We start from the raw sequence: 23,893 nt of genomic DNA, 5'->3' as shown, positions 1-23,893 counted from the left end.
CAAATGAGCAAACGGTTTCCCCGCATCAGCGGGGAAGCCTTTCCTGTTGCATATGCGCGGACCCATCATGCCGCTATAATCAGCAATGCAACTGACGAGACCCGGGGACAACATGCAGGACGACAACGGTATTTCGTTTTTCGGCGCCCTGTGGAATGGACTGATCTGGTTCATTCAGAACATTGCCGAAGCCTTCTATAATTTCGGATACGCTATCACGCATCCGCAGCTCTGGCTGAACTGGTCCGACAAAGAGGCGATCATGCGCTTTGTCTACTACGGAGGCTCGGTCGAGTTCTTCTTCGTGGTTTTCACCTTCTTTCTGGTTCTGACCGCGATCGGGCTCTACTACCGGAACTTTATGTGGGCCATCGTGCGCGGGCTGGAGGGGTTTGCAAACACCACCGGCCGTTTCTTTGCGTGGGCAGGTCTGCTGATGGTGATCCAGCAGATCGTGATTGTCTTCATGCAGCGGGTGTTTACGCGCCCTGATATGTCGTTCGGCTTGGGGATCCCGTTCCAGATGGACATCAGCTGGTTTGCGGAAGAACTGAAACTTTACAACGCCATGGTGGTTTGTCTGTGCTGTACCTACACATTTGTGCAGGGCGGGCATGTGCGCGTTGACCTGATCTACGCCGGCATCAGCCACCGCGCCAAGCGCGTGGTTGATATGTTAGGCGCGGTGTTGTTCATGATGCCCATGGCTGTGCTGACCTGGATGTATGGTTGGTACTTCATGTGGCGGCACCTGATCGTGCCGAAACCTTCGGCCAGTGACACGCTGGATCGTCTGGTGGCCAAGTCCCGCGCGCTGCGCTGGAATGTGGAGACCATCGGGTTCAGCCCCAATGGCTTTAACGCATACTTCCTGTTCAAGATCCTTCTGGTTGCCTTTGCGGCCATGGTGTTCCTGCATGCCATCGCATTCCTGTACCGGTCGTATCTTGAGTATGTGGAAGGGCCGGAAAGCACCGGAAAATACCTCGACAAGGACAGCCTTGGTGAGGGTGAAGAAGCCTATGAAGGCGCGCATTAAGGACGGAGAACCAGACAATGCTATTCGGACTTGATGGCGTCGAGATAGGCCTCATTATCGTATTCTTCTGCCTCTTCGGAGGCATTCTTTCCGGGTTTCCGGTGGCTTTTGCCATCGGTGGGGCCGGGGTCATTTCTTTCGGGATCATCGCTGCGCTCGATAGTGCGGGTCTGTTGATCCACCAGGCGATAGACACGGGCTCGCAAGCCTATCGGGATATCGTGAACTCGGGGGTGAAACCCGACACGATATCCGTGTTCCGATACCCCGATTTGCCAAGGATCGCCGAACCGGTCTTTGTGCAAGGCTGGGAAACGGCGCTGGATCGCAACGTCTCCTTCATCGTGAACCGAATGAACGAACGCGTTCTGGCGGGTCAGTCCATCGAGACGCTGTTGGCCGTGCTGATGTTCGTTCTAATGGGTATTACGCTGGAACGCTCAAAGATTGCCAACGACCTGTTGACCACGATGGCGCGTGTCTTTGGCCCGCTGCCGGGCGGTCTGGCCGTATCGATCGTGGTTGTGGGTGCTTTCCTTGCCGCGTCGACCGGGATTGTGGGCGCGACGGTTGTGACCATGGGCCTGTTGGCACTGCCGACCATGCTGCGAAACAACTATGCTCCCGAACTGGCAACCGGTGTCATCGCTGCATCGGGTACCTTGGGGCAGATCATCCCGCCGTCGATTGTGATCGTTCTGCTGGGCACTCTGGCTGGGGATCTGTATTCGACAGCACAGGAAACGCGCGCCATTGAGGCAGGTTGTACCGATGCTTTGACCTTCCTGGGCGAGCCCGCTGTTGTTTCGGTTGGGACGCTCTTCCAAGCGGCCTTGTTGCCGGGGATCATGCTGGCCTTGCTCTATGCGCTTTATGCCTTTGGCTATGCGTTACTGAACCCGCACAAAGCACCGGCAGTGGAAATTTCAGGCGGGTCAGGCGAGACAATCACCCGGTCCGAGGGACTGACCTGGCTGCTGGGCGCTCCGGTTGCTCTGATTGTCGGGGCAGTTCTTCTGGGCAATGTCGGCGTGATTGGAAGTCAGAACATTGCGGTCTCAGCCTTCTCGGACGTTGGACAGAGTGCCTCGCTGCGCACGAACGTGTCAGAAGAATGCAAAGCCTCGATGATTGAGCTGCACGGTCAGTCAGCCTGGGATCAGGCTGTTGTCGAGCAGGAAGCAATCGATGCCGCAGGAGGTGTTGCGAATGCTCAACGCCTGAGTGAAGAGGAACTGGCGGTCGCACAGCAAGAGAAGATTGCCGCGGCAGCCCCGATTGGAACGGGCGTGGCAGTGACCATTGTTCTTTTGGGGCTGACACTGGTTCTGGGCCGCGGGATCGCGCCTTCGCGTTCACCGCAGCCGCTGATCCTGGGGGCAATTGGCCTGTTGCTTATGGCTTTGGTCGATATCCTTTTGATTTCGCCGACAACCTCTTCGGGGGCCACTTTCCTTCTGCTGGCTTTGCCATTTGCACTCGCCATCTACGGCTGCAAGGAAGCTGCCGCACGATGCGCCACCAACGATCTGATCCGCGTTGTGTTTCCTCCGTTGGTTCTGATCATCGCGGTGCTGGGGTCGATCTTGGGGGGCGTGACCAACCCGACACCGGCAGCTGCGCTGGGCGCGGGCGGTGCTATCATGCTGGCGGCGTATCGCAAACTTCAAGATCAGGGCCGGTCGGGCAAGGTGATCATCTGGGCAACCTTTGCCGTGATCATTGCCTTGTTGATGGGGGTTAACTTTGATCTGCGCATTTCGCAGGGTAGTGTTTCATTTGAAACTTGGGTTGCGTTTATCGTCGCTTACGGCGCTTACCTTTTTGCCCTGTTCGGCTTGATTTACGGCTGTTGGGTGCTGTTCTCGAGCGGTGTTCTGACGCCTGTTGTTCGCGAGACAGCCAAAGTGACCTCGATGGTCTTTACCATTCTGATCGGGTCACAGTTGCTGAACCTTGTGGTGATCTCGTTTGGAGGTGAGCACTATATTCAACAGTTCCTGAAGAGCTTTGACAACGAGTTCACGGTCTTCCTGATCGTGATGCTGGTGCTGTTCATTCTGGGCTTTGTGCTGGACTTCCTTGAAATCATATACATCGTGATCCCCATCGTGGGGCCGGTGATTTATGGTGGATCTTTCGATCCGAAATGGGTGACGATCATGGTGGCTGTGAACTTGCAGACCTCGTTCCTGACGCCGCCCTTCGGGTTCGCCTTGTTCTACCTGAGAGGGGTTGCCCCAAAAGAGGTCACGACGGGTCATATCTATCGCGGGATCATACCGTTTGTGTTGATCCAGGTGGTCGGCATTGCGATCTTGTGGTTCTTCCCCTCGATCGTCACGATCGTCCCGGACCTGATCCCGAATTGATCCCGGTTAGCAAAATGCAAAGGGGGCCTAATGGCCCCCTTTTCTTGTTTGTACCGGAGAAGGGGCCAGCCCCTTCTTGGCCTGCGGCCAATTCATCCCCGAGGTATTTTTGGCCAGATGAAGCTGCGAATCAGCTGAACTGGATCAGGTCCCACCGATTGCCGAAGGGATCGCGCCAGACGGCAACCTGGCCATAGGGTTCGGAACGTGGGGCCTCTTCGAATGTGACACCTTGTGCCAGCATGTCAGCATGATTGCGGTCGAAATCATCGGTTTGCAGGAAGAAACCCACACGACCGCCGGTTTGGTTGCCAATAGCGGCTTTTTGGTCGGGGCCGTCGGCTTTTGCCAGAAGAAGGGCGCTGCCTGTCGATCCGGGCGGGGCGACCAGTACCCAGCGTTTGCCGTCGCCGAGCGCGAGGTCTTGCAGGAGCTGGAACTTGAGCGTTTTGGTGTAGAATGAGATCGCGGTATCATAGTCGGGCACCACAAGGGCAACCGCATGCAGGGACTGTTTCATTATTTGGTCAGCTTTTGGTCGGGTGGCGGTCAGGCAGCTGAATATTCGCCACTTGTTCGGCTATGGGCGCAGATGACAACGGGTGATGCGATGCATCGGAATAGGCGCCTGGGTCTTTGATCTTTCGCCATTGCCCCTGAATATAGGCTTCAAGCCCTGTGAACTTGGCCTTGTAGCCCATTTTGGGACTGCCGGGGACCCAGTAGCCCAAATAGATAAAGGGAAGCCCGGCTTCTCGCGCGATTTCGATATGATCCAGGATCATGTAGGTGCCCAGAGAGTTCTGAGGTTGGTTGGGATCGTAGAAGGAATAGACCATACTCAGCCCGTCATCGAGCACATCGGTCAGGCTAACGGCGATGAGGTTGCCGGTTTCCGGGTCGGCATACTCCACAACGCGGCTGCGGATCGGGGTTTCTTCAATCATTGCGGCAAACTCGAACACATCCATGTCGGCCATGCCCCCGTCGGCGTGCCGTGTGTCAAGATAACGGCGGAACAACTCGTATTGTTCGTCCGTGGCCCAGGGTGATGTTGCGCGGCGTTCCAGATAGCCGTTGCGCTTGGCTGCGCGTTTCTGGCTTTTGGTGGCGCGAAAGGCCGACACATCGATCCGAGCGGACAGACAGGCCGCGCAATCGGTGCACGACGGGCGATAGAGCACATTCTGCGACCGACGAAACCCCTGTTGAGACAGGGAATTGTTCAACTGTTCCGCGCCTTCACCTTGAAGGGCTGTGAACAGTTTACGCTCCATCCTGCCGTCGAGATAAGGGCAGGGTTGTGGAGCGGTCACATAGAATTGTGGCGCAATTGGCAGCGTGTGTCGCATGAAGTTCCCATCTAGCCTCGGGACAGATGATAACAACCGTTCCCGAGACCGCCAAGTGATTCACGCAACTGGTTTTCACGCCCTTTGATTGATCATCACAGTCCCCAGGAAACTGTCGGTCAGGCCCTGACCGCGGGCGCTGGTCAGCATCATGATGACCGAAATGATTTGGATCACGAAAAACGCCATGCTGACGAAATAACCGGCAGTATGGGCGATGGCTTTGCCCATATCCATCCGCTCGCCGAATGCGTCACGCAGTTCGATGCCCATGAAGCGCATACCCAGCGTGGCTGAGCCGTTCGAGATGGTGATGACCCGATACGCAAAGCTGATCACAGCGTAAATCAGCGGAAGGAAAAACAGCCCCGCACCGAAGGTCAGGAAGACGGGCACGATGCACAGCAGCGAGATGAAGGCGATATCGAACAGCCACGCGACAAAGCGCTTGGTCGCAACCGAGCTGTAGAATTCTGGTTGAGTATCCGGGTTGGGCAGGTGGTTCATTCGTCACGTCCGAAAGATAGGGTTGGTGCACCCTGACCCGAATAACCGGGGCAGGGCAAGGGCTATCAGGCAGGTGCGCCTGTGCCGTTTTCTTCGTGGTTTTCGCGGGCGCGTTCGTCCATGAACTGGTCGAATTCAGCCTTGTCTTTGGCTTCGCGAAGACGGCGCAGGAAAGCTTCAAAATCCTGCTGTTCGCGCTCCAGGCGGGCCAGAGTGTCAGCCTTGTAGGCGTCAAAAGCGCTGTTACCCGAAGGCTTCATTGCGCTCATGTGGCTGTGCCAGGATTTGCGGCGGCTGCAGGACTTGCTGAACATGCGTTTGCTCCAGATCATGTAGGCCAGAAGGGCAAGGCCAACAGGCCAGAAGAAGATGAAACCAAGGACCATGGCGGCGATCCAGGCCCCTTTGCCTTTGTCATCCAGCCACGCCTCAATTCGGTAAAGCCATCCCGGATTGGCGGGGACGGCGGGGTCGGACAGTGCAGTCATGAAAGCTCTCCAGGGTTGATGTAAACTGTTTTCACATTGTCTAGATGGGGGCGCCTTCGGGTGATACAAGGGGTAATGTGAAAAAGATTTACATTCCACTATACAGTTGATGGTGAATGTCTCTGACGGCAGGGTGCGGCCATGAATATGACTGAAAACAAAACGGCTCCTTCGCTGAATGACATTCTTGACCTGGAAAAGCAGGTCTGGACCGCGCTGGTTGAAGGAAATGCAAGCGCAGACCGCGCTTTGCTGAGTGCGGATTTTCTGGGAGTTTACCCAACCGGGTTTGCCAACCGAGCCGATCACGTCGGTCAGTTTGCGGATGCGCCGACGATGGCAGAGTTTGATCTCAGTGATGCGCGGTTGCGTGTGCTGACACCTGACATTGTATTGTTGTCCTGTCGGGCCGATTACCAGAGACCGAGTGCAACCGGAGGCGACGCAATGCTGATTTCCTCGCTCTGGGAAAGGCGCAACGACGCTTGGGTCAACAGTTTCAGTCAGGATACACCCGTTCAGGATATCTGATCAGAATACCCCATTGACGATGGCGCATGACGATGCGCAGGGTGCGCGCATGACTGACGCTCTTTCCATTACCCGGCTTCCGCGTGCTTTTGATCCGTCTCTGGGGGATGAAGCGCGGGCCCTGATGCCAGATTTGCCGCAGGAAATGGGTGAGCTCGTGGCGGGCACTGCCGGGTCCAGCCCTTATCTGAAAGGTCTGATCGAGCGTGAGAAAGGCTGGTTGCCTGAGGCATTGGAGCAGCCGGATCAGGCCCTAGCGAACGTTATGACTGCAGCGCGTGATCTGCCGCCCGATCAGTTGAAACCCGGCTTGCGTCAGGCCAAGCGACGTTTGGCGCTGCTTACCGCCTTGGCTGATATTGCAGGTGCGTGGCCGCTGGAAAAGGTCACGGCGGCCCTGACGGATTTCGGAGCACTGGCCGCGGATGTTGCGGCCAAGGCCGAGATCGCTGCGTTGATCCGGCGCAAGAAACTGCCCGGAATGACTGAAGATGATGTCGAAAACGCAGCTGGGCTGGTCATTCTTGCGATGGGCAAGATGGGCGCGCATGAGCTGAATTACAGCTCGGACGTTGATCTGATTGTTCTGTTTGACGAGACGCGTTTTGACCCCGACGATTTCTACGAGGCCCGTCAGGGCATGGTCCGGGCAACGCGGAATTTCTGCGCGACGCTCAGTGACAAGACAGCAGACGGGTATGTGTTTCGGACCGATCTGAGGCTGCGCCCAGATCCCGCCGTGACCCCGGTTTGCATGGCGATGGAGGCGGCTGAACGATATTATGAAAGCCTTGGTCGTACCTGGGAACGGGCCGCCTATATCAAGGCGCGGCCCTGTTCCGGGGATTTGGGGGCGGGTCAAAGGTTCCTGGACAGCCTGCGCCCCTTTGTCTGGCGCCGCCATCTGGACTTTGCGGCCATTCAGGACGCCCATGATATGCGTCTGCGTATCCGCGAAAACAAAGGAACTGGTGGGTCTTTGTCCATCCCCGGCCACGACATGAAGCTGGGTCAGGGCGGCATCCGAGAGATTGAGTTTTTTACGCAAACCCGCCAACTGATCGCTGGTGGGCGTGATGCGGACCTGCGCGTGCGGGGGACTGTTCCGGGGCTGTCGGCGCTGGCGTCAAAAGGCTGGGTGCCAGAGGACGTGGCTGAGAAACTGACCGATCACTACCGGGCGCATCGCGAGGTCGAGCATCGTATTCAGATGATCCACGACGCGCAGACCCACAAGGTGCCAAATTCACCCGATGGGATCGAACGCGTTGCCTGTCTTATGGGGATCAGCAATGCAGAGTTGACACAAGACCTCATGCGCCGCCTGACCGAAGTGCATGAGCTGACCGAGGGGTTCTTTGCGCCGGGTCAATCACCGGCCTCTACGCCGGTGCAGAACGTCGAGTTTGACAAGAATATACTGGCGCGCTGGACGACATACCCGGCGCTGCGAAGCCAGCGGGGCGCGCGGATTTTCGAACGCCTGCGGCCCGAATTGCTTTCGCGCCTCGCCAAGACAGCCAAACCGGACGAGGCGCTTATGGCTTTAGACGGGTTTCTGGCCGGTCTTCCCGCCGGGGTGCAGTTGTTTTCCTTGTTCGAAGCAAACCCGCACCTGATCGATCTTTTGGTCGATATTGTTGGCACATCTCATGCGCTTGCTTCGCACCTGTCACGTAATGCGTCTGTGTTTGACGCGGTGATCGGCGGCAGTTTCTTTACCGATTGGCCGGGGCAAGAGGCGCTGCAGGGCGAACTGGCACAAGCCCTTTCGGAAGAAACGGATTATGAAACCCAACTCGATCTGGCGCGGCGCTGGTGCAAGGAATGGCATTTTCGCATTGGGGTGCATCATCTGCGCGGCCTTATTCACGGGGCGCAGGCCGGTCAGCAATATGCAGAGCTTGCTCAGTCGGTGATTGCAGCCGTACTTCCCTATGTCACCGAGAACTTTGCCCGCAAACATGGTCCCGCGCCCGGTCGTGGAGCCGCCATTTTGGGTATGGGTTCGCTTGGCGCGGGGCGTATTAATTCGCAGTCCGATCTGGACATGATCGTGATCTATGATCCGCAGGACGAAGAGATGTCAGACGGTCCGCGCCCATTGGCCACGCGCACCTATTACGCGCGCTTTACTCAGGCGCTGATCACTGCACTTTCGGCACCCATGTCACAAGGGCGCTTGTATGAGGTCGATATGCGGTTGCGCCCTTCAGGTAACCAGGGGCCGGTGGCAACAAGCTGGGCCAGCTTTACCAACTATCAGCAAAACGAAGCCTGGGTTTGGGAGCATTTGGCCCTGACCCGCGCGCATGTCGTCGCGGGTGACGCTGGGCTTGCCGAAGATATTGAATCCTTCCGGGCCGAATTCCTGTCGCGGCCAAGGGAACAGAGTAATGTGCTTCGCGAAGTCGCCGAAATGCGCGCGCGCCTTGCTGCCGCCAAGGCACCTGCGGGCATCTGGGATGCCAAGAACGGACCGGGGCGTCTGATGGACATCGAACTGATGGCCGAAACCGGCGCTTTGCTGGCAGGCTCGGCGCAGCGCGATGTATCATCGGGTCTGGATGGGGCCGTCGCAGCCGGATTGCTGAATGTCGCGCAGGCTCAATCGCTGAAAGACTGCTATGATTTATGCTGGTCCGTGCAATGTGCCGCCCGACTGCTGTCGGGCAAGGTCATCGAGGCCGACAAAATCGGCGAGGGCGGCGCGGCGTTTTTGTGCCGCGCGACCGGGTTCGAACATGTCGAGGCCCTACAGGCAGCATTGCAGGAAAGTTACACGACCGCAGCCGATCTGATCGGAGGCGTGATCAACGAGGGCGAAGATGGCGCGCAGCACTGATCCCAACGACCACAAGGGTCTGATCCGCGAAGCTTACCGCATTGAGGGCATTACCTTGCCCGAATGTCGCAGCATCTTTCTGGACTGGGCGCTCAGCCTGCCTGCCGATCGCGATCAGAATACAGCGCTGGCGGAATTGCACGCAGGCTACATGGGCCAAAACCCCGATCATCCCATGACACAGGTCCTGAGCGAGGGTCTTCAGGCGGCAAAGACCCCCAAGCGCCGAGGCGGATGGCGGTCTCGTAACCGCTAGGGCTTTTCCATCGGAGCGTTCATGACTATGAGGGCGCCATGACCCAATCTGCCGACCGCCCCCGTATCCGTCTGAAACCCAAAGCCAATGCGCGCGGCCTGCGTCATGGCTTCCCCTGGGTCTATGCCAACGACATCGTAACCGACCGCCGTACCCGTAAAATCCCTGCCGGTGCACTGGCCGTGCTTGAGGATGAAAAACGCGCGCCCGTCGCGCTGGTGGCGGTCAACCCCGAGTCCAAGATCATGTGCCGGGTGCTGGACCGTGATATTGACGCGCAGCTTGATGCCGCTTGGTTCGAAACCCGCCTGCGGCGCGCCCTCGAGATGCGCGAACGCCTGTTTGACGCCCCGTACTACCGCCTGCTCCATGCCGAGGCGGATGGCTTTCCCGGCGTGATCATCGACCGCTTTGGTGACGCCTGCGTCATCCAGCCGAACGCGGCCTGGGCCGAGGCGAATCTCGACCTGCTGACCGATGCTTTGGTCAAGGTGACTGGCGTGATCACGGTGCTGAAAAACGCCTCAGGCCGCACACGTGGGCTGGAGGGGCTGGACGACGTCAACCAAACCCTGCGCGGCACCACACCCGATGCACCGCTGCCGGTGCCGATGAATGGTGCGACCTACATGGCCGATCTGACCGGCGGGCAGAAAACCGGCCTGTTCTATGACCAGCGTCCCAATCATGCCTTTGCCGCGCGGCTGGTACATTCGGGAGCGCACGTGTTGGACGTCTTCAGCCATGTGGGCGGCTTTGGTCTCGCCATGCTGGCAGGCGGTGCAGGGTTGGCGCTGTCTGTTGATGGCTCTGCCGCCGCACTGGAGTTGGCGGCAAAGGGCGCTGAGGCATCAGGCCTTGCTGACAAGTTCAAAACCCGGCAAGGCGACGCGTTCGACGTGTTGACCCAATTGGGGGAAGAAGGCGCGCAGTTCGACGTCGTGATCTGCGACCCACCCGCTTTTGCACCGTCGAAACAAGCACTTGATGCCGGTCTTCGCGCCTATGAACGGATCGCTCGACTGGCCGCACCTCTGGTCAAACCCGGCGGTTATCTGGGGCTGTGCTCATGTTCGCACGCTGCGGATCTGGGGCGGTTCCGCGATGCCTCATCCCGCGGGATTGGTCGGGCCGGACGGCAGGCGCAATTGATACACACCGGATTTGCGGGTCCAGATCACCCGCAACTGCCGCAACTGGCGGAAAGCGGTTACCTCAAAGCAGTGTTCTATCGCTTATGAAAGCCGTTCTCGACACCTGCGTGATCTACCCCACGGTGATGCGCGAGATGCTGTTGGGGGCTGCGCGTCTGGGTCATTTCACTCCGATCTGGTCTGCACGCATCCTCGAGGAATGGGCCCGCGCCGCCCGCAAACTTGGCCCAACGGGTGAGGCACAAGCCCGTGCCGAAATCTCACTGACACAAGCCAATTGGCCGGATGCCGAGCGCGCGCCGAACGAAGGGTTGCAAAACCGCCTTTGGCTGCCGGATGCCGCAGATATCCACGTGCTGGCGACTGCAGTTGCGGCTTCCGCCGATGTAATCGTGACGGTGAACGCCAAGGATTTTCCCAAGAATATCCTGGCCGAAGAAGGCCTTGAGCGCCGTGACCCAGACAGCCTGCTTCACGGTTTCTGGCAAGCAGACGCAATCGGGATGAACGCACTCGCGGCTCAAGTCCTTGCCGAGGCTAACCGTCTTTCAGGTGATCAATGGACCTTGCGCACATTGATGAAAAAAGCCCGCCTTCCACGTTTGGGTAAAGCCCTTACCACGTAAAAGCGATCCTGCTTCATCTGGCTAAAAATACCTCGGAGAGCGCGAGAGGCTGGCCTCTCGCTGCGCGCCCTCAGCCACGCGCCCAACGCTGTTCAAGTTTTTCAAGGGCTGCAATCCGCTCATCCGTCTTGGGATGGCTCATCAACCACGCAGGAACGACCCCGGCGCGCTGCTGCGTCAGGTCCTCCAGCTTGTTAAACAGCGATTTTTGCGGTCCAATTCCGATACCGGCCTTGGTCAGCAAAGCAGCCGCATATTCATCGGCTTCATATTCATCTCCACGTGACAGACGTGAGGCCAATAGGGCGGTCAAAGCATTGGCAATCATCGCGCCGATGAACGGGATGAACCGGTTCAGTACCAATATCAACGCCGTCCGCATTGCGTTCTGACCGGAAAAATCAATCATCCGCCGCCGCGCATGTCCCAAGGCGACATGCCCCAGCTCATGTGCGATAACACTGGCCATTTCCTCGGCCGAGACCTCGCCATTGCGGAACTTCCGATAAAACCCGCGCGTAATGAAAATCCGACCGTCTGGGGCTGCAAGACCGTTCACCGGGTCGATCTCGTAGATAAAAACGGGCACCCGATCGATACCCAAAGCGGCCGCCAGACGGTCCGTCATACGTTTCAATGCAGGGTCAGCCAGTTCCGTCGATTTCGCATCCAGTTCCCGATGGGTACGCCAGACGGAAATCCGGTACATCACAAGACCATAGGCAATGGCCAGCAGGATCGGGGTGAAACGCAACATGGCTTAGATATGGGGCCGCAACGGCGTCAGGGCAATACAAACTTTACTGCAGTCAATAGAAGGATCAGGACAGGGCTGAGCTGCGCCTCGTGCCGTTTCATTCAGAAATGTGGTTGATATTCATAAACGTCAGAACATCACCGGCGCGAGGGGCCCGGATATCCAAAACAAACCCTTGATCCATCACCGCTTGAAACACCCGGGCCAGACCTTTTTGGCCATAAATCCCCGGATGGACCTCGATGACAAGGCGGGACACAGAACGCAGGTCGCACTGTTGGAACAGGTCTGCCTCACCACCTTCAATGTCACATATGATCAGTGTTGGGGCAAACTTTGCGACAATGTCATTGAAGTCCAAAATCGGCACATCGACTTTTTCGGTATAGGCTCTTTCCTCGCCACTCAGGGATGAGGCCCAGAAATTCTTGCGGATATAGAAATCGACAGTGTTGACATCATTTGTTTGCCCAAGGATGCCATGAAGACATTCGGCTTTGTCGGACACATCGTTTTCTTCAAAGGTTGCTTGTATCACGTCGATCAGGGCCGGGTTTGCTTCGACCGAAACAACTTTGTCGACACCCTCGATCTGGGCGATCTTTGTGGACAAAAAACCGACCCCGGTTCCGATATCCAGAACCCGCTCGCCTTGTTCGATGCACCGTTCGGCATGGCGCAACTCGGCTGTTTCGTAACGTCCCAGCCTCATGGATCTCAGAATTCTGCGGGTGAACAAACCGGGCTTTTTGTGAATTCTGACGCCGCGATAACAGACCGAGCCACCGTCTTCAGCGAATTCTGTTGCCATGTGCGAACCTCAAGTCTTGCGTGGATGAGCGTGTGCCCCGAAACCCGGGCGGGAATGCCACTTTTCCAGATGCACCTTAGACTGTGTCTCAAGGTGATAAAACCTTAAATTCCAGCAGCCTATTGCAGTGCAATAATCAGTGGCACGCGTTTTTTCTTTCATTTTCGGGGAACGACCTACCGCGTCAGTTCCCGCATGCCCTGTTCCAGTCCGGCAAGTGTCATGGGCACCATGCGATCTTCGAAGATCTCTTGGATCATGCCGATTGAATGGGTGTATTCCCAATACTTCTCGGGCACCGGATTGATCCAGAGGTTGGATGTCCATTGGTCCCGCGCGCGTTGTAGCCAGACTTGCCCGGCTTCCTGGTTCCAATGTTCATTGGCACCGCCGGGATAGGCGATTTCGTACGGGCTCATCGAGGCGTCGCCAACAAAAATACACTTATAGTCGCCACCATAAGTGCGCAGAACTTCGTGGGTGGGGGTCTGTTGATCCCAGCGACGGCGGTTGTCGCGCCAAACACCTTCATAAAGGCAGTTGTGGAAGTAGTAGTATTCCAGATGCTTGAATTCAGTACGGGCGGCGGAAAACAGTTCCTCGACTACCTTAATATGCGGGTCCATTGATCCGCCCACGTCCAGAAACAACAGCACCTTGACCGCGTTGTGACGCTCGGGGCGGGTCTTGACGTCGAGATAGCCATGTTCAGCCGTGGCGCGGATGGTGCCGTCCAGATCCAGCTCTTCAGCCGCCCCTTCACGGGCCCAGCGGCGCAAACGCTTCAAGGCGACCTTGATGTTGCGGGTGCCCAGTTCAACTGTGTCGTCTAAGTTTTTGAATTCCCGCTTGTCCCAGACTTTGACCGCGCGCTGATGGCGGCTTTCCTTTTGCCCAATGCGGACGCCTTCGGGGTTATATCCGTACGCACCAAACGGAGAGGTTCCGGCCGTGCCGATCCATTTATTGCCAGCCTGATGGCGGCCTTGTTGTTCCTTCAGACGCTCGCGCAGGGTTTCCATCAGCTTGTCGAACCCGCCAAGCGCTTCGATTTCGGCCTTTTCTTCGTCCGACAGGTGCTTTTCAGCCATCTTGGCTAGCCAATCGGCGGGGATATCGACAGCTTCCAGAACCTGATCGAAACTGATTTCGTTCAGTCCTTCGAAACTGGCTGCAAAAGCACGGTCGAATTTGTCGATGTTGCGCTCATCCTTTACCATCGACACGCGGGCGAGATAGTAGAACGCTTCGACATCATAGGTGGCCAAGCCCTTCTTCATACCCTCCAGAAAGGTCAGATACTCCCGAAGTGAGACCGGGATGCCTGCTTTGCGGAGGTTTTCGAAAAAGGGCAAAAACATCGCGTCACGCCACCATGCGCACCAGAATCAACGAGATTATCAGCCCAAGAAGCGCAAATGCGATCCCGTAGCCAGCAGCATACTGCGCCATGTCAGCCCCGTTTCCATTGCGTTTTTTTGCGGTCAAAGCGCCTAGGATCGCCCCTAGGATCGCCATTCCCAAAACTACCACCATGTGTGTTTCACCCGTCTGTCCTGCTGCCCGAGCTCCGCTGGCCTGCGCTTTCAACCAAAGACTGGGCCACCAGTTGCGAACCAAACCCGTATCGCGCCCAACCAATGCTGTCCAGCCTGACCGAACGGGCCTGCTGAAGCTGTCCGGCCTGTCTCAAGGCTTCAGACTTCAACAGCAGCAATGTGGCCAAAATCGAGGCATTCTCGGCCCTGGTCATCACGTTGATGGCATTGTTAAGCTCGGGCAAAACACGTGGTCCCTGATCCTGAGCCAGCGCAAATGCGGCAGTTTGAGTGGTCACATAGGCTTGATGAACCTCGGTGCCAGGCGTCGCCTTCAGAAATTGCTGGGCAATCTGAAACTGTCTAAGCGCTTCGTTTGGGTTGCGGAACTGTTCCATCCGGCCAAGCAGATAGTGGGGATAAGCGCGACGGTGATCCGTCCATCCCAATTGCTGACCAATGCGGGCGGCCTTCCTGGCGGCGCGCATTTGCCGCGGTGATCCCGGCCCGGGACCCAGCGATTTTTGAATGGCGTCTACCCATTCACGGGGTGTCTCGGTAGCGGGTTGAACAGCCAGCCGGTCGCCACGCGGGTTCAGGCGGCTCAGCACGTCGGGGATCACGGATTTCACCTGTTCCTGGCTCATGCCTGTACGCAGCTCTGGCGCATAGGTGGCGCGCAGTATCAGCATGTCAAACCCGGTTAGAACGGTGTGAATATTGTCATCGTTGAACACCGAATCCGGCAAATGATAGAGGTCATTCAGAGGACCCAGCGCCTGCGCCAACTCCTCATGAAGGCAATCACGTATTTCCTGAGGGCTGACATCATACGGAATGAATATCCCTAGCCTTTCGCGTCGGCGCAGCTCGGTCCAACTGCTTTTGGCCTTGCGGCGGTCACGGCGGTATTCGTCCAGGCTTGAGGCATTCGGTACCACGAAACACGCGGCGTTGGGCAGAATCCGCAGGATGTCTTCCTGACTGACCGCCTCGATCGTGATATTGGCCTGACCGTCTTGGATCTGCCGAATATTGATCCCGGCTTCACGTTTCAAACGGTTCAGCAGGCGCGTCAGATCCTGCTGCATACTGGCGGTCGGCGCCCCGGTCAGCCGTACTGTGACCGGTGTTTCAAACCGGGTAAACACCGGCAGGGCAGCGCCGCTTTCCAGCGCGAAGTGCAGCGACACAAAATCCTCGGCGATGTTCTTGTTGGATCGGGCGGGTGGCCAGGGACGGGGAGCGCCGAAGGATTTGGTGGGTGGCAGTGCCGCCTCAACCGAGCGGATCTCGTCGGATACCGGAACTGTTTGAATAGGTTCAACCGATGTGCAACCCGCCGCAAACAACGCCACAACAAGAGCGGACCAACGCATCATGAGCGGGAATACTTGATGAACGGTGTGACCGTTCCGATGCGGTCATAAAGTTGCCGCGCGGTTTGGTTGAACTCCTGCGTCAGCCAATAAACCGACGGCGCACCTTGCCGGTCGGCCTCGTCGTAAACCGCCTGGATCAGTGCTCGGCCCACGCCTGTGCCACGGGCTTCGGGTCGGGCAAAAAGGTCTTGCAGGTAGCAGACCTTTTCGATCTTCCAGGCATGACGGTGAAACAGGTAATGCGTCAGCCCGACCAGATTGCCATCCTGCTCGGCGACAAAACAGGAAAAATCCTGCGGATCACCGCCCAACAGTCTTGAAAACGTCGTCTCGTAGATTTCTGCGGGCAGGGCGGTTTCATAAAACGCCAGATAGTCCCGCCACATGTCAGCCCACTGATCCTTGTCTTCGGCACGAAGGGGGCGGATTTTCAGTGTGTTCGCCAAGCGATCTGTCCAATTCTGTGAGGTTGATCCGGTCACTCCTGCGATGCTGACACCCGGGGTGAAGCAACGCAAGCCAAGATCACCAATTTGTTCAGGTTTAAGCTACCGTTTGCCGCGCGCCATGAAGGCCAGCCGTTCGAACAAATGCACATCCTGTTCATTTTTAAGCAATGCGCCATGCAGCTTCGGCAGGGCATTGGCCCCATCGCGCTTGAGGTCCTCGGCGGTCAAGTCTTCGGCCAGCAGCAGCTTCAGCCAGTCCAGAACCTCGGAGGTCGAAGGCTTTTTCTTCAAACCCTGTGTCTCGCGGATTTCATAAAACTGGGTCAATGCGGTGGTCAAAAGCGCGTCCTTGATACCGGGGTGGTGCACTTCGACAATGCGGCGCATTGTGGTCTCATCAGGGAAGCGGATGTAGTGAAAGAAACACCGGCGCAGAAATGCGTCGGGCAGTTCCTTTTCGTTGTTCGACGTGATGATCACGATGGGGCGGTTCTTGGCCCGGATCGTGTCGCCGGTCTCGTAGACATGGAACTCCATCTTATCGAGTTCCTGTAAAAGGTCGTTGGGAAATTCGATGTCCGCCTTGTCGATCTCATCGATCAGAAGAACAACTTTTTCATCGGCCTCAAACGCCTGCCACAGCTTACCCTTGCGGATATAGTTTGACACGTCATGCACGCGCTCTTCGCCAAGCTGGCTGTCGCGCAGGCGGCTGACCGCGTCGTATTCGTAAAGGCCCTGTTGCGCGCGTGTCGTTGATTTCACGTTCCACTCGATCATCCGCAGACCCAGTGCACCGGCGACCTGTTTGGCCAGTTCGGTCTTGCCGGTTCCGGGTTCCCCTTTGACCAACAGAGGGCGCTCGAGTGTGACGGCGGCGTTCACGGCAATGGTCAGATCGTCTGTGGCGACATATTCGGCTGTACCTTGAAAACGTGCTGTCATGGGCCTCTCGTGTGGTTGTGCGGTATGGTCGGGCAAACTGTGTTTTCCGGGTTACAGAGCGGCAAGGTTTTTGACAACCCGCGTCCCTGCGTCGGTCAACAGGAATTTTACTGCGTCTCCAAGCGCTTTTGATTGATTCGTCCGTCGCCGACACCGGCGCTTCACGCGACCTGCCTCAAAAAAGCCTGCTGAATTTCATATAAAAACAAGGTTTTCCTGATGTTTGTCTCATATTTAGACAAATCCGCGCGGGCGACTGTGGATGCAACGTTTGTGTAGTGACATTCCACGGCCCGTCGGCTAAACGCTGCGCAGAAGGGAGAGCCAAATGTCAGGTGAAACAACCGCGACCGACGTTTCTGGCCATACCGAGGGAGCAAATATGAAGCAGGAAGTTTTTCTGCCGGAGGACTACCGTCCGGCCGAAGATGAACCTTTCATGAATGATCGTCAGCTTGAGTATTTTCGTCGCAAGCTGCTGGATTGGAAGACAGAACTATTGGCAGGCAGCCGCGACACGATCGAAGGTTTGCAGGACAATACCCGTAACATTCCGGACGTCGCAGACCGCGCAAGCGAGGAAACCGACCGTGCACTTGAACTGCGCACGCGGGATCGTCAGCGTAAGCTGGTCGCCAAGATCGACTCGGCCCTGCGCCGTATCGAAGAGGGCGAATACGGGTATTGTGAAAAGACCGGCGATCCGATTTCGCTGAAACGTCTGGACGCGCGTCCGATTGCCACCATGACGCTTGAGGCACAGGAACGCCACGAGCGCCGCGAAAAGGTCCACCGCGACGATTGATCGCCGGATTTTGGGTAAAATCTTAAGCGCCGGGGCCTGTGGCTCCGGCGTTTTTGCGTTATGGCGGGGACATGAATATCCACGGTTTGAATTTCTGCGTTATTGGTGGGGGCATCGGCGGCCTGGCTGCCGCGCTTGCATTGCAAGTCAGGGGCGCAAAGGTCACTGTGCTCGAACAGGCTAGCGAACTGACCGAAGTTGGCGCTGGCCTGCAAATCAGCGCCAACGGCATGGCTGTGCTGAGGGCTCTTGGCGTTGCAAAAGGCAAGCCCGCGTTCGCCCAGAAATCGTTTGGTACGGTGCTGCGTGATTACCGCAAGGGGCGGGTGATCAGCCGCGTACCCAGTCCCGCCGCCGGACTAACTTATTACTACCACCGCGCTGACCTGCTTGATTTGCTGCATAAAGCCGCCCTGCGTGCAGGGGTGGAGTTGCGTCTGGAATCGCGCGTCACCGAAGTGCTCAAACACCCCGGAGAGGCCGAGATTGTTCTGGAAAGCGGCGAAAGACTTCGGGCTGAATGTGCCATTGCGGCAGATGGGGGGCGCAGTGTGATCCGGCCGATCCTCAACGGCCTCGAAACACCCGCGTTCACCCATCAAGTTGCATGGCGGGCCACGATTCCGTGGAGACATTCTGACCAGACGCCGCGTGCCGCGCTGACCATGGGGCCCAGACGTCACGTGGTGACTTATCCTCTGCGCGATCAGAATCAGATGAACATCGTTGCGGTCGAAGAACGATCAGACTGGCACGAGGAGGGATGGCGTCAGGAAGGAAATCCAGACGACTTGCGCGCGCGGTTTGCGGATTTCGGTGGGGAAGTTGGCACGATTCTGGCGCAGGTCGAACAGGTCAATATTTGGGCTTTGTTCCTGCGACCGGTTGCCGAGAAATGGCAAAACGGTCGCATCGTCTTGCTGGGGGATGCGGCACATCCGACGTTGCCCTTCATGGCGCAAGGGGCCTGTTTGGCGTTGGAGGATGCTTGGTGCCTTGCCCGCGCATTCGAATTGGAGTCCGGGATCGTTAAGGCTTTGGCTGCTTATGAAAGTGCCCGAAAACCGCGAGCTCGCAAAGTCGTAGCAGCCGCAGGGTCAAATGCTCGTAACTTTCACCTGAGCGGCCCGATGCGTCTGGCTGCTCAGGCCGCCTTGATGGCGCTAGGTCCAAAGCTGGCGCAGCGATACGAGTGGATATACAGCTACGATCCGACGGTTTGAGAGTTTACAGATCTAGATCAACCCAAACCGGCACGTGGTCTGAAGGTTTTTCATGTCCCCGGATTTCAAAGTCGATACGGCAATCGCGCATCAGATCGGCAGCCTGAGGGGTCAACAGGAAATGGTCGATCCGAATGCCGTCATTCCGGTTCCAGGCACCGGCCTGGTAGTCCCAGAATGAATAATGTCCGGGGCCTTGGGTCGTGGCCCGGAACGCCTCGGTGAATCCAAGATTCATGACTTTGCGAAATGCTGCGCGGCTTTCGGGCCGGAACAGCGCGTCCTCTCGCCATGCCTCAGGACGTTTGGCATCTTCGGCCTGCGGGATGATATTGTAGTCGCCCGCCATGAGTGCCGGCTCTTCACTGTCCATCAGATCACGCGCGCGCTGGTACAGTCTTTCCATCCAAGCCAGCTTATAGTCGTATTTCGGGCCAGGTACCGGGTTGCCATTTGGTAGGTACAGACCGCAGATTCGCAGAGCTTTTTTGCCGATGACTGTCGCCTCGATCCAGCGTGCTTGTTCATCATGGTCATCCCCCGGCAGACCGCGCGAGACATCTTCCAACGGCAGCTTCGACAGGATGGCCACGCCGTTGAAGCTCTTTTGCCCATGGGTTTCCACGTTGTATCCACGCTCTTCAAACATCTCGCGTGGAAAATTTTCATCGATGGATTTGATTTCCTGCAAAAGAACGACGTCGGGTTGCGCGTCATCCAGCCACCGGGGAAGGGCCTCGGCCCGCGCTTTGATGCCGTTGATGTTGAATGTGGCGATTTTCATGCGCGATCCTCCGAAGCAATTGGCAACCTATCGCTCAGAATGAACCCAGCGGCAAGGTGGAGGGCAGGTTTGCGAGGCTCTGCCTCGCGCTCCGAGGTATTTTCAGCCAGATGAAGAAACGGATTCTTAACCAACTCGATCAATGCTGCTGAAGCGGTACAGGCGGAGGCGCCGATGACCGCGCCAGGTGAAGCTCTCTGATCGTTTGGTCAGCGAGCGGATCCCTGCTTCATCTGGCTAGAAATACCTTGGGGGTGTGGGGGCAAAGCCCCCACCGGTTTCACATCGAAAAAGACGTGCCGCATCCGCAGGAGGATGTCGCGTTTGGATTGTCGATCACAAAACGCGCGCCGATCAGCTCTTGTGTGAAATCAATGACTGCGTTCTCAAGGAAAGGCAGCGAGATCGCATCAACGATAACTTTCTGGCCTTTGCCTTCAAGGATCAGGTCATCCTCTCTTGGGGTGTCCAACGCGATTTCGTATTGAAAGCCCGAGCAACCGCCGCCTTCCACTGCAACACGCAGGGCCTGACCCTGGTCTGCGGCGCCAATCTCGGCCAGACGCTCAAAGGCGCGTTCAGTGACTGTTGGGGGCAGATTCATGCCGCTCTCCAAAGGTTTATTTCCTTAGCGTCCTACAATATATGGAACCCAAGGACAGGCGACAAGGACTAGACCTTTGGTCAGAGCGAGTTTTGCCTCGGATCCGGTGCGCGCAAGGGGGCGGCTGGTGCCTGAGGACGAGAGCAATTTCCGGTCATGCTTTCAGCGCGACCGGGACAGGATCATTCATGCCAGTGCCTTTCGGCGGCTCAAACATAAGACGCAAGTCTTTGTTGAGCATGAGGGCGACAGCTATCGCACCCGTCTGACCCATTCCATCGAAGTGGCTCAGGTGGCGCGAACCATCGCCGGGGCGTTGGATCTGAACCCCGAACTGACCGAGGCTGTGGCTCTGGCCCATGACCTCGGCCACACGCCATTTGGTCATACTGGTGAAGACGCCTTGCACGCCTTGATGGAGCCTTATGGTGGTTTTGACCACAATGCACAGGCTATTCGGATTGTGACCAGGTTAGAGCGTCATTACGCTGAGTTCGACGGCTGCAACCTGACATGGGAATGTCTGGAAGGGATCGCCAAACATAACGGCCCGGTTGTGGGTGATTTGCCCTGGGCGTTGGCCGAATGCAATCGGGGCTTTGACCTTGAACTCCACACCCATGCCAGTGCAGAGGCGCAGGTAGCGGCGCTATCTGACGATATTGCGTACAACAATCATGATCTTCTGGACGGGTTGCGCGCAGGGCTTTTTGAAGATGATGACCTGCGCAATCTTCCCATTGTAGGGGCTTGTTACGCGGATGTAGACGCAAAGTACCCGAAGCTGGACCTGTATCGCAGGCGTCACGAAGCGTTACGGCGGGTGTTTGGCGTTATGGTTTCCGATGTAATCAACTCCTCCCGTGAGTTGATTGAAAATTCGGGGGCGCAGTCTGTCGAGGATATCCGCCATCTTGGCTATCCCGTCATACAGTTTTCAAATGGGGTTTGGGCGCAGCTTCGTGAAATCCGGGCGTTTCTGTTCACTCGGATGTATCGTGCGCCCAGTGTTATGAAGGTACGGGCCGAAGTCGCAACGATTGTAGAAGACCTGTTCCCCATTTATCTGAATGACCCGAAACAGATGCCTGCGCGCTGGCACAATGACATTGAAGCTGCCAAGGATGAGACCGCTTTGGCACGTATTGTTTCGGACTACATTGCGGGTATGACTGACCGGTTTGCTCTGCAGGATCACGCCCGGCTGACAGGCTGATCACTTCACAGCGATGTAAGCGATGCCCCAGACTTGCTGACCCGCTTGTTTCGTCGATTGATCAGCGTCGTCTGTTGGCGGGAATACGATCATCGTGGGGCCATACCCTCCGATCCCTATAGGTGAACCAACAGCGTGCGTGGTGATGGTTGGTTTGTCGGTGTCAATACTGTCCCAAGCGATTTCGGCCTGATACCCTTCTAACGCCATGGGAAGTGCTGTTTTACCTTCCGCACCTGCCATGATCATGACCTCGAAAAGAAGGGGCCCTGAAAACGCATAGTCCCGCTGGTTACCCCGTGGGCCGTCGGGGATCGTGACCTCAAACTGTTCCAAGGCGTCCATTGACCTTGCCGTGCTGCGTGGTAAACCGCCGGACAAGCAAAAGGACATCCGAAATGAACCTGTTTTCCGAGATCCGCGGCCTTGTATTGGACGCGCTGGCACAGATGCAGTCCGAAGGCGCGCTGCCGGAAGGGCTGAGCTTTGACAACGTGGCGGTCGAACCCCCGCGTGATGCAGCGCATGGCGACATGGCGACCAATGCGGCGATGGTGCTGGCGAAACCGGCCAAGATGAAGCCGCGCGATATTGCCGATGTGCTGGCTGGCAAACTGGCGGCGGATAACCGGATCACCAGCGCCGAGGTTGCCGGACCGGGCTTCCTGAACCTGCGCCTTGCGTCCGCAGTCTGGCAAGGCGTGCTAACGGCGGTGCTGGAGAAGGGCACGGACTATGGCCGTTCGACCATGGGGCAGGGACAAAAGGTCAATGTCGAGTATGTCTCGGCCAACCCGACCGGTCCGCTGCATGTGGGGCATACGCGGGGGGCCGTGTTCGGAGATGCTTTGGCAAGCTTGCTGGCCTATTCCGGCCATGATGTGACCCGCGAATACTACATCAACGATGGCGGCGCGCAGGTGGATGTACTGGCGCGCTCGGCTTATGAGCGCTATCGCGAAGCCAATGGCCTGAGCCCCGAGATCGCGGAAGGCCTGTATCCCGGCGATTACCTGATCCCGATCGGTGAGGCGCTGAAAGAGAAATACGGCGACAGCCTGATCGACAAGCCTGAAAGCGAATGGCTGGAAGATCTGCGCAACTTCGCCACGGATGCGATGATGGACCTGATCCGCGCTGACCTGAAGGCGCTGGGCGTTGAGATGGACGTGTTCTTCTCGGAAAAGTCGCTCTATGGCACAGGCCGGATCGAAGCGGCGCTGCAATCGCTGACCGACAAGGGCCTGATCTATGAGGGCGTGCTTGAGCCGCCGAAGGGCAAGAAGCCCGAGGATTGGGAGCCGCGTGAACAGACCCTGTTCAAATCGACCGAGCACGGCGATGATGTGGACCGCCCGGTCAAGAAATCGGATGGCAGCTGGACCTATTTCGCGCCCGACATCGCCTATCACTATGACAAGGTCAGCCGTGGCTTTGACGCGCTGATCGATGTGTTCGGGGCCGATCATGGCGGCTATGTCAAACGGATGAAGGCAGCGGTGTCGGCTCTGTCTGGTGGAAAGGTGCCGCTGGATATCAAGCTGACGCAGTTGGTGAAGCTGTGGAAGAATGGCGAGCCGTTCAAGATGTCCAAGCGCGCCGGGAACTTTGTCACTTTGCGCGATGTGGTCGATCAGGTTGGGCCTGATGTGACCCGTTTCGTGATGCTGACCCGCAAGAACGATGCGCCCTTGGATTTCGATTTCGACAAGGTGTTGGAACAAAGCCGTGAGAACCCCGTGTTCTATGTGCAATACGCTCATGCCCGTGTGATGAGCGTTCTGCGCCGTGCTGCTGAGGCCGGGATTGCCGCAGATGACGCGACCCTGTCTGGTGCTGATCTGAGCAAGAACGACCATGCCTCGGAACTGACCGTTGCCAAAAAGCTGGCCGAATGGCCGCGTCTGGTGGAAATCGCCGCGCGCACCAATGAACCGCACCGCGTTGCTTTCTATCTCTATGAACTTGCAGGGGATTTCCACGCGCTGTGGAACAAGGGCAATGACGAAACCCAGTTGCGCTTTATCCAGGATGGCGATGTTGCCACAAGCCAGTCGAAAATCGCATTGGCCCGTGCCGTTTCTGTTGTGATTTCAGCGGGCTTGGGTATTCTTGGCGTTACTCCGGCGCAGGAGATGCGGTAACAAATATCGCCCGAACCGCCGGTACGAGGTAGGCAAGAAATGACCCGCGCGCCTTATTTTCAGGT

The 23,893-nt window shown here is 57.3% G+C and carries 25 protein-coding genes; 11 read left to right on the top strand and 14 right to left on the bottom strand.

Translation table 11 applies throughout. The annotated features are described in order from the left end of the window. Positions 1 to 112: 112 nt before the first annotated feature. Together GOV89_RS05835 and GOV89_RS05830 are read left to right on the top strand one after the other, a co-directional pair. Positions 113 to 1,039, top strand: a complete 927-nt coding sequence (locus GOV89_RS05835) for a TRAP transporter small permease subunit (RefSeq protein WP_171179739.1) — start codon at positions 113 to 115, stop codon at positions 1,037 to 1,039. 17 nt (positions 1,040 to 1,056) lie between these two features. Next, positions 1,057 to 3,411, top strand: coding sequence for a TRAP transporter large permease subunit (locus tag GOV89_RS05830; protein ID WP_171237750.1), 2,355 nt, complete (start codon positions 1,057 to 1,059; stop codon positions 3,409 to 3,411). Between the two features lie 130 nt (positions 3,412 to 3,541). Here GOV89_RS05830 and GOV89_RS05825 read toward each other — a convergent pair whose 3' ends face one another. The 4 genes from GOV89_RS05825 to GOV89_RS05810 all read right to left on the bottom strand — a co-directional run bounded on the left by GOV89_RS05825 (position 3,542) and on the right by GOV89_RS05810 (position 5,758). Next, on the bottom strand, positions 3,542 to 3,931 hold the full coding sequence (locus GOV89_RS05825) for a VOC family protein (RefSeq protein ID WP_171237749.1): 390 nt from the start codon (positions 3,929 to 3,931) through the stop codon (positions 3,542 to 3,544). Positions 3,932 to 3,938: 7 nt separating this feature from the next. Beyond that, positions 3,939 to 4,763, bottom strand: coding sequence for an arginyltransferase (locus tag GOV89_RS05820; protein ID WP_171237748.1), 825 nt, complete (start codon positions 4,761 to 4,763; stop codon positions 3,939 to 3,941). A 75-nt stretch (positions 4,764 to 4,838) separates the two neighbouring features. Then, complete coding sequence (locus GOV89_RS05815; protein ID WP_171234463.1) at positions 4,839 to 5,270, bottom strand: RDD family protein; 432 nt, start codon at positions 5,268 to 5,270, stop codon at positions 4,839 to 4,841. Between the two features lie 65 nt (positions 5,271 to 5,335). Beyond that, positions 5,336 to 5,758: a DUF2852 domain-containing protein gene (locus GOV89_RS05810; protein ID WP_171179748.1), complete on the bottom strand. Its 423-nt coding sequence runs from the start codon at positions 5,756 to 5,758 to the stop codon at positions 5,336 to 5,338. A gap of 141 nt (positions 5,759 to 5,899) precedes the next feature. Here GOV89_RS05810 and GOV89_RS05805 point away from each other — a divergent pair, with 141 nt between their 5' ends. From GOV89_RS05805 to GOV89_RS05785, 5 genes are read left to right on the top strand one after another with little or no spacing between them, the layout of a single operon-like run. Further along, positions 5,900 to 6,289 (top strand): nuclear transport factor 2 family protein, encoded by a 390-nt coding sequence (locus tag GOV89_RS05805; protein ID WP_171237747.1) that lies wholly within the window; start codon positions 5,900 to 5,902, stop codon positions 6,287 to 6,289. Positions 6,290 to 6,338: 49 nt separating this feature from the next. Next, positions 6,339 to 9,134 (top strand): glutamine-synthetase adenylyltransferase, encoded by a 2,796-nt coding sequence (locus tag GOV89_RS05800; protein WP_171237746.1) that lies wholly within the window; start codon positions 6,339 to 6,341, stop codon positions 9,132 to 9,134. Further along, positions 9,118 to 9,390 carry a hypothetical protein gene (locus tag GOV89_RS05795; RefSeq protein ID WP_171237745.1) on the top strand — a complete coding sequence of 91 codons (273 nt, stop codon included), beginning with the start codon at positions 9,118 to 9,120 and terminating at the stop codon, positions 9,388 to 9,390. Before GOV89_RS05800 ends, GOV89_RS05795 begins: the two co-directional genes overlap by 17 nt. 38 nt (positions 9,391 to 9,428) lie before the next feature. Beyond that, positions 9,429 to 10,631: an RSP_2647 family RNA methyltransferase gene (locus tag GOV89_RS05790; RefSeq protein ID WP_171237744.1), complete on the top strand. Its 1,203-nt coding sequence runs from the start codon at positions 9,429 to 9,431 to the stop codon at positions 10,629 to 10,631. Further along, the gene (locus GOV89_RS05785) at positions 10,628 to 11,170 is read left to right on the top strand and encodes an RSP_2648 family PIN domain-containing protein (protein WP_171179758.1); all 543 of its coding nucleotides are present in this window, start codon (positions 10,628 to 10,630) and stop codon (positions 11,168 to 11,170) included. Before GOV89_RS05790 ends, GOV89_RS05785 begins: the two co-directional genes overlap by 4 nt. A gap of 70 nt (positions 11,171 to 11,240) precedes the next feature. Here the strand turns inward: GOV89_RS05785 and GOV89_RS05780 are convergent, their stop codons facing one another. The 7 genes from GOV89_RS05780 to GOV89_RS05750 form a co-directional block, all read right to left on the bottom strand. Continuing rightward, complete coding sequence (locus GOV89_RS05780; protein ID WP_171237743.1) at positions 11,241 to 11,927, bottom strand: M48 family metallopeptidase; 687 nt, start codon at positions 11,925 to 11,927, stop codon at positions 11,241 to 11,243. A 97-nt stretch (positions 11,928 to 12,024) separates the two neighbouring features. Next, complete coding sequence (locus tag GOV89_RS05775) at positions 12,025 to 12,738, bottom strand: FkbM family methyltransferase (RefSeq protein WP_171237742.1); 714 nt, start codon at positions 12,736 to 12,738, stop codon at positions 12,025 to 12,027. Between the two features lie 176 nt (positions 12,739 to 12,914). Then, complete coding sequence (locus GOV89_RS05770) at positions 12,915 to 14,099, bottom strand: VWA domain-containing protein (protein ID WP_171237741.1); 1,185 nt, start codon at positions 14,097 to 14,099, stop codon at positions 12,915 to 12,917. Between the two features lie 4 nt (positions 14,100 to 14,103). Then, positions 14,104 to 14,274: a hypothetical protein gene (locus GOV89_RS05765; protein WP_171234453.1), complete on the bottom strand. Its 171-nt coding sequence runs from the start codon at positions 14,272 to 14,274 to the stop codon at positions 14,104 to 14,106. Positions 14,275 to 14,281: 7 nt separating this feature from the next. Then, positions 14,282 to 15,658 (bottom strand): DUF2927 domain-containing protein, encoded by a 1,377-nt coding sequence (locus tag GOV89_RS05760; RefSeq protein ID WP_171179768.1) that lies wholly within the window; start codon positions 15,656 to 15,658, stop codon positions 14,282 to 14,284. Beyond that, on the bottom strand, positions 15,655 to 16,104 hold the full coding sequence (locus GOV89_RS05755) for an N-acetyltransferase family protein (protein WP_371809962.1): 450 nt from the start codon (positions 16,102 to 16,104) through the stop codon (positions 15,655 to 15,657). The genes GOV89_RS05760 and GOV89_RS05755 overlap by 4 nt, the downstream gene beginning before the upstream one ends. A gap of 102 nt (positions 16,105 to 16,206) precedes the next feature. Then, positions 16,207 to 17,052 carry a MoxR family ATPase gene (locus GOV89_RS05750; protein WP_171234450.1) on the bottom strand — a complete coding sequence of 282 codons (846 nt, stop codon included), beginning with the start codon at positions 17,050 to 17,052 and terminating at the stop codon, positions 16,207 to 16,209. Between the two features lie 382 nt (positions 17,053 to 17,434). Here GOV89_RS05750 and dksA point away from each other — a divergent pair, with 382 nt between their 5' ends. Next, on the top strand, positions 17,435 to 17,857 hold the full coding sequence (gene dksA, locus GOV89_RS05745; protein WP_050602554.1) for an RNA polymerase-binding protein DksA: 423 nt from the start codon (positions 17,435 to 17,437) through the stop codon (positions 17,855 to 17,857). Between the two features lie 71 nt (positions 17,858 to 17,928). After that, positions 17,929 to 19,080, top strand: a complete 1,152-nt coding sequence (locus tag GOV89_RS05740; protein ID WP_171237740.1) for an FAD-dependent monooxygenase — start codon at positions 17,929 to 17,931, stop codon at positions 19,078 to 19,080. Between the two features lie 4 nt (positions 19,081 to 19,084). Here the strand turns inward: GOV89_RS05740 and xth are convergent, their stop codons facing one another. Beyond that, positions 19,085 to 19,864: an exodeoxyribonuclease III gene (gene xth, locus GOV89_RS05735; protein ID WP_171179773.1), complete on the bottom strand. Its 780-nt coding sequence runs from the start codon at positions 19,862 to 19,864 to the stop codon at positions 19,085 to 19,087. A gap of 280 nt (positions 19,865 to 20,144) precedes the next feature. Beyond that, entirely contained in the window at positions 20,145 to 20,468 is a 324-nt protein-coding gene (locus tag GOV89_RS05730; protein ID WP_171179775.1) for an iron-sulfur cluster assembly accessory protein, read from the bottom strand. Between the two features lie 76 nt (positions 20,469 to 20,544). Here GOV89_RS05730 and GOV89_RS05725 point away from each other — a divergent pair, with 76 nt between their 5' ends. Continuing rightward, on the top strand, positions 20,545 to 21,684 hold the full coding sequence (locus GOV89_RS05725) for a deoxyguanosinetriphosphate triphosphohydrolase (RefSeq protein ID WP_171237739.1): 1,140 nt from the start codon (positions 20,545 to 20,547) through the stop codon (positions 21,682 to 21,684). Here the strand turns inward: GOV89_RS05725 and GOV89_RS05720 are convergent, their stop codons facing one another. Next, positions 21,685 to 22,029 carry a hypothetical protein gene (locus GOV89_RS05720; RefSeq protein ID WP_216601720.1) on the bottom strand — a complete coding sequence of 115 codons (345 nt, stop codon included), beginning with the start codon at positions 22,027 to 22,029 and terminating at the stop codon, positions 21,685 to 21,687. 53 nt (positions 22,030 to 22,082) lie between these two features. Here GOV89_RS05720 and argS point away from each other — a divergent pair, with 53 nt between their 5' ends. Continuing rightward, the gene (gene argS, locus GOV89_RS05715) at positions 22,083 to 23,828 is read left to right on the top strand and encodes an arginine--tRNA ligase (RefSeq protein ID WP_171237737.1); all 1,746 of its coding nucleotides are present in this window, start codon (positions 22,083 to 22,085) and stop codon (positions 23,826 to 23,828) included. The last annotated feature ends 65 nt before the right edge of the window (positions 23,829 to 23,893 follow it).

It is taken from the genome of Ruegeria sp. HKCCA5763, from assembly GCF_013034545.1.
In the GTDB taxonomy this organism is placed as follows: domain Bacteria; phylum Pseudomonadota; class Alphaproteobacteria; order Rhodobacterales; family Rhodobacteraceae; genus Ruegeria.
This window is presented reverse-complemented; position numbering and strand designations above follow the sequence as displayed.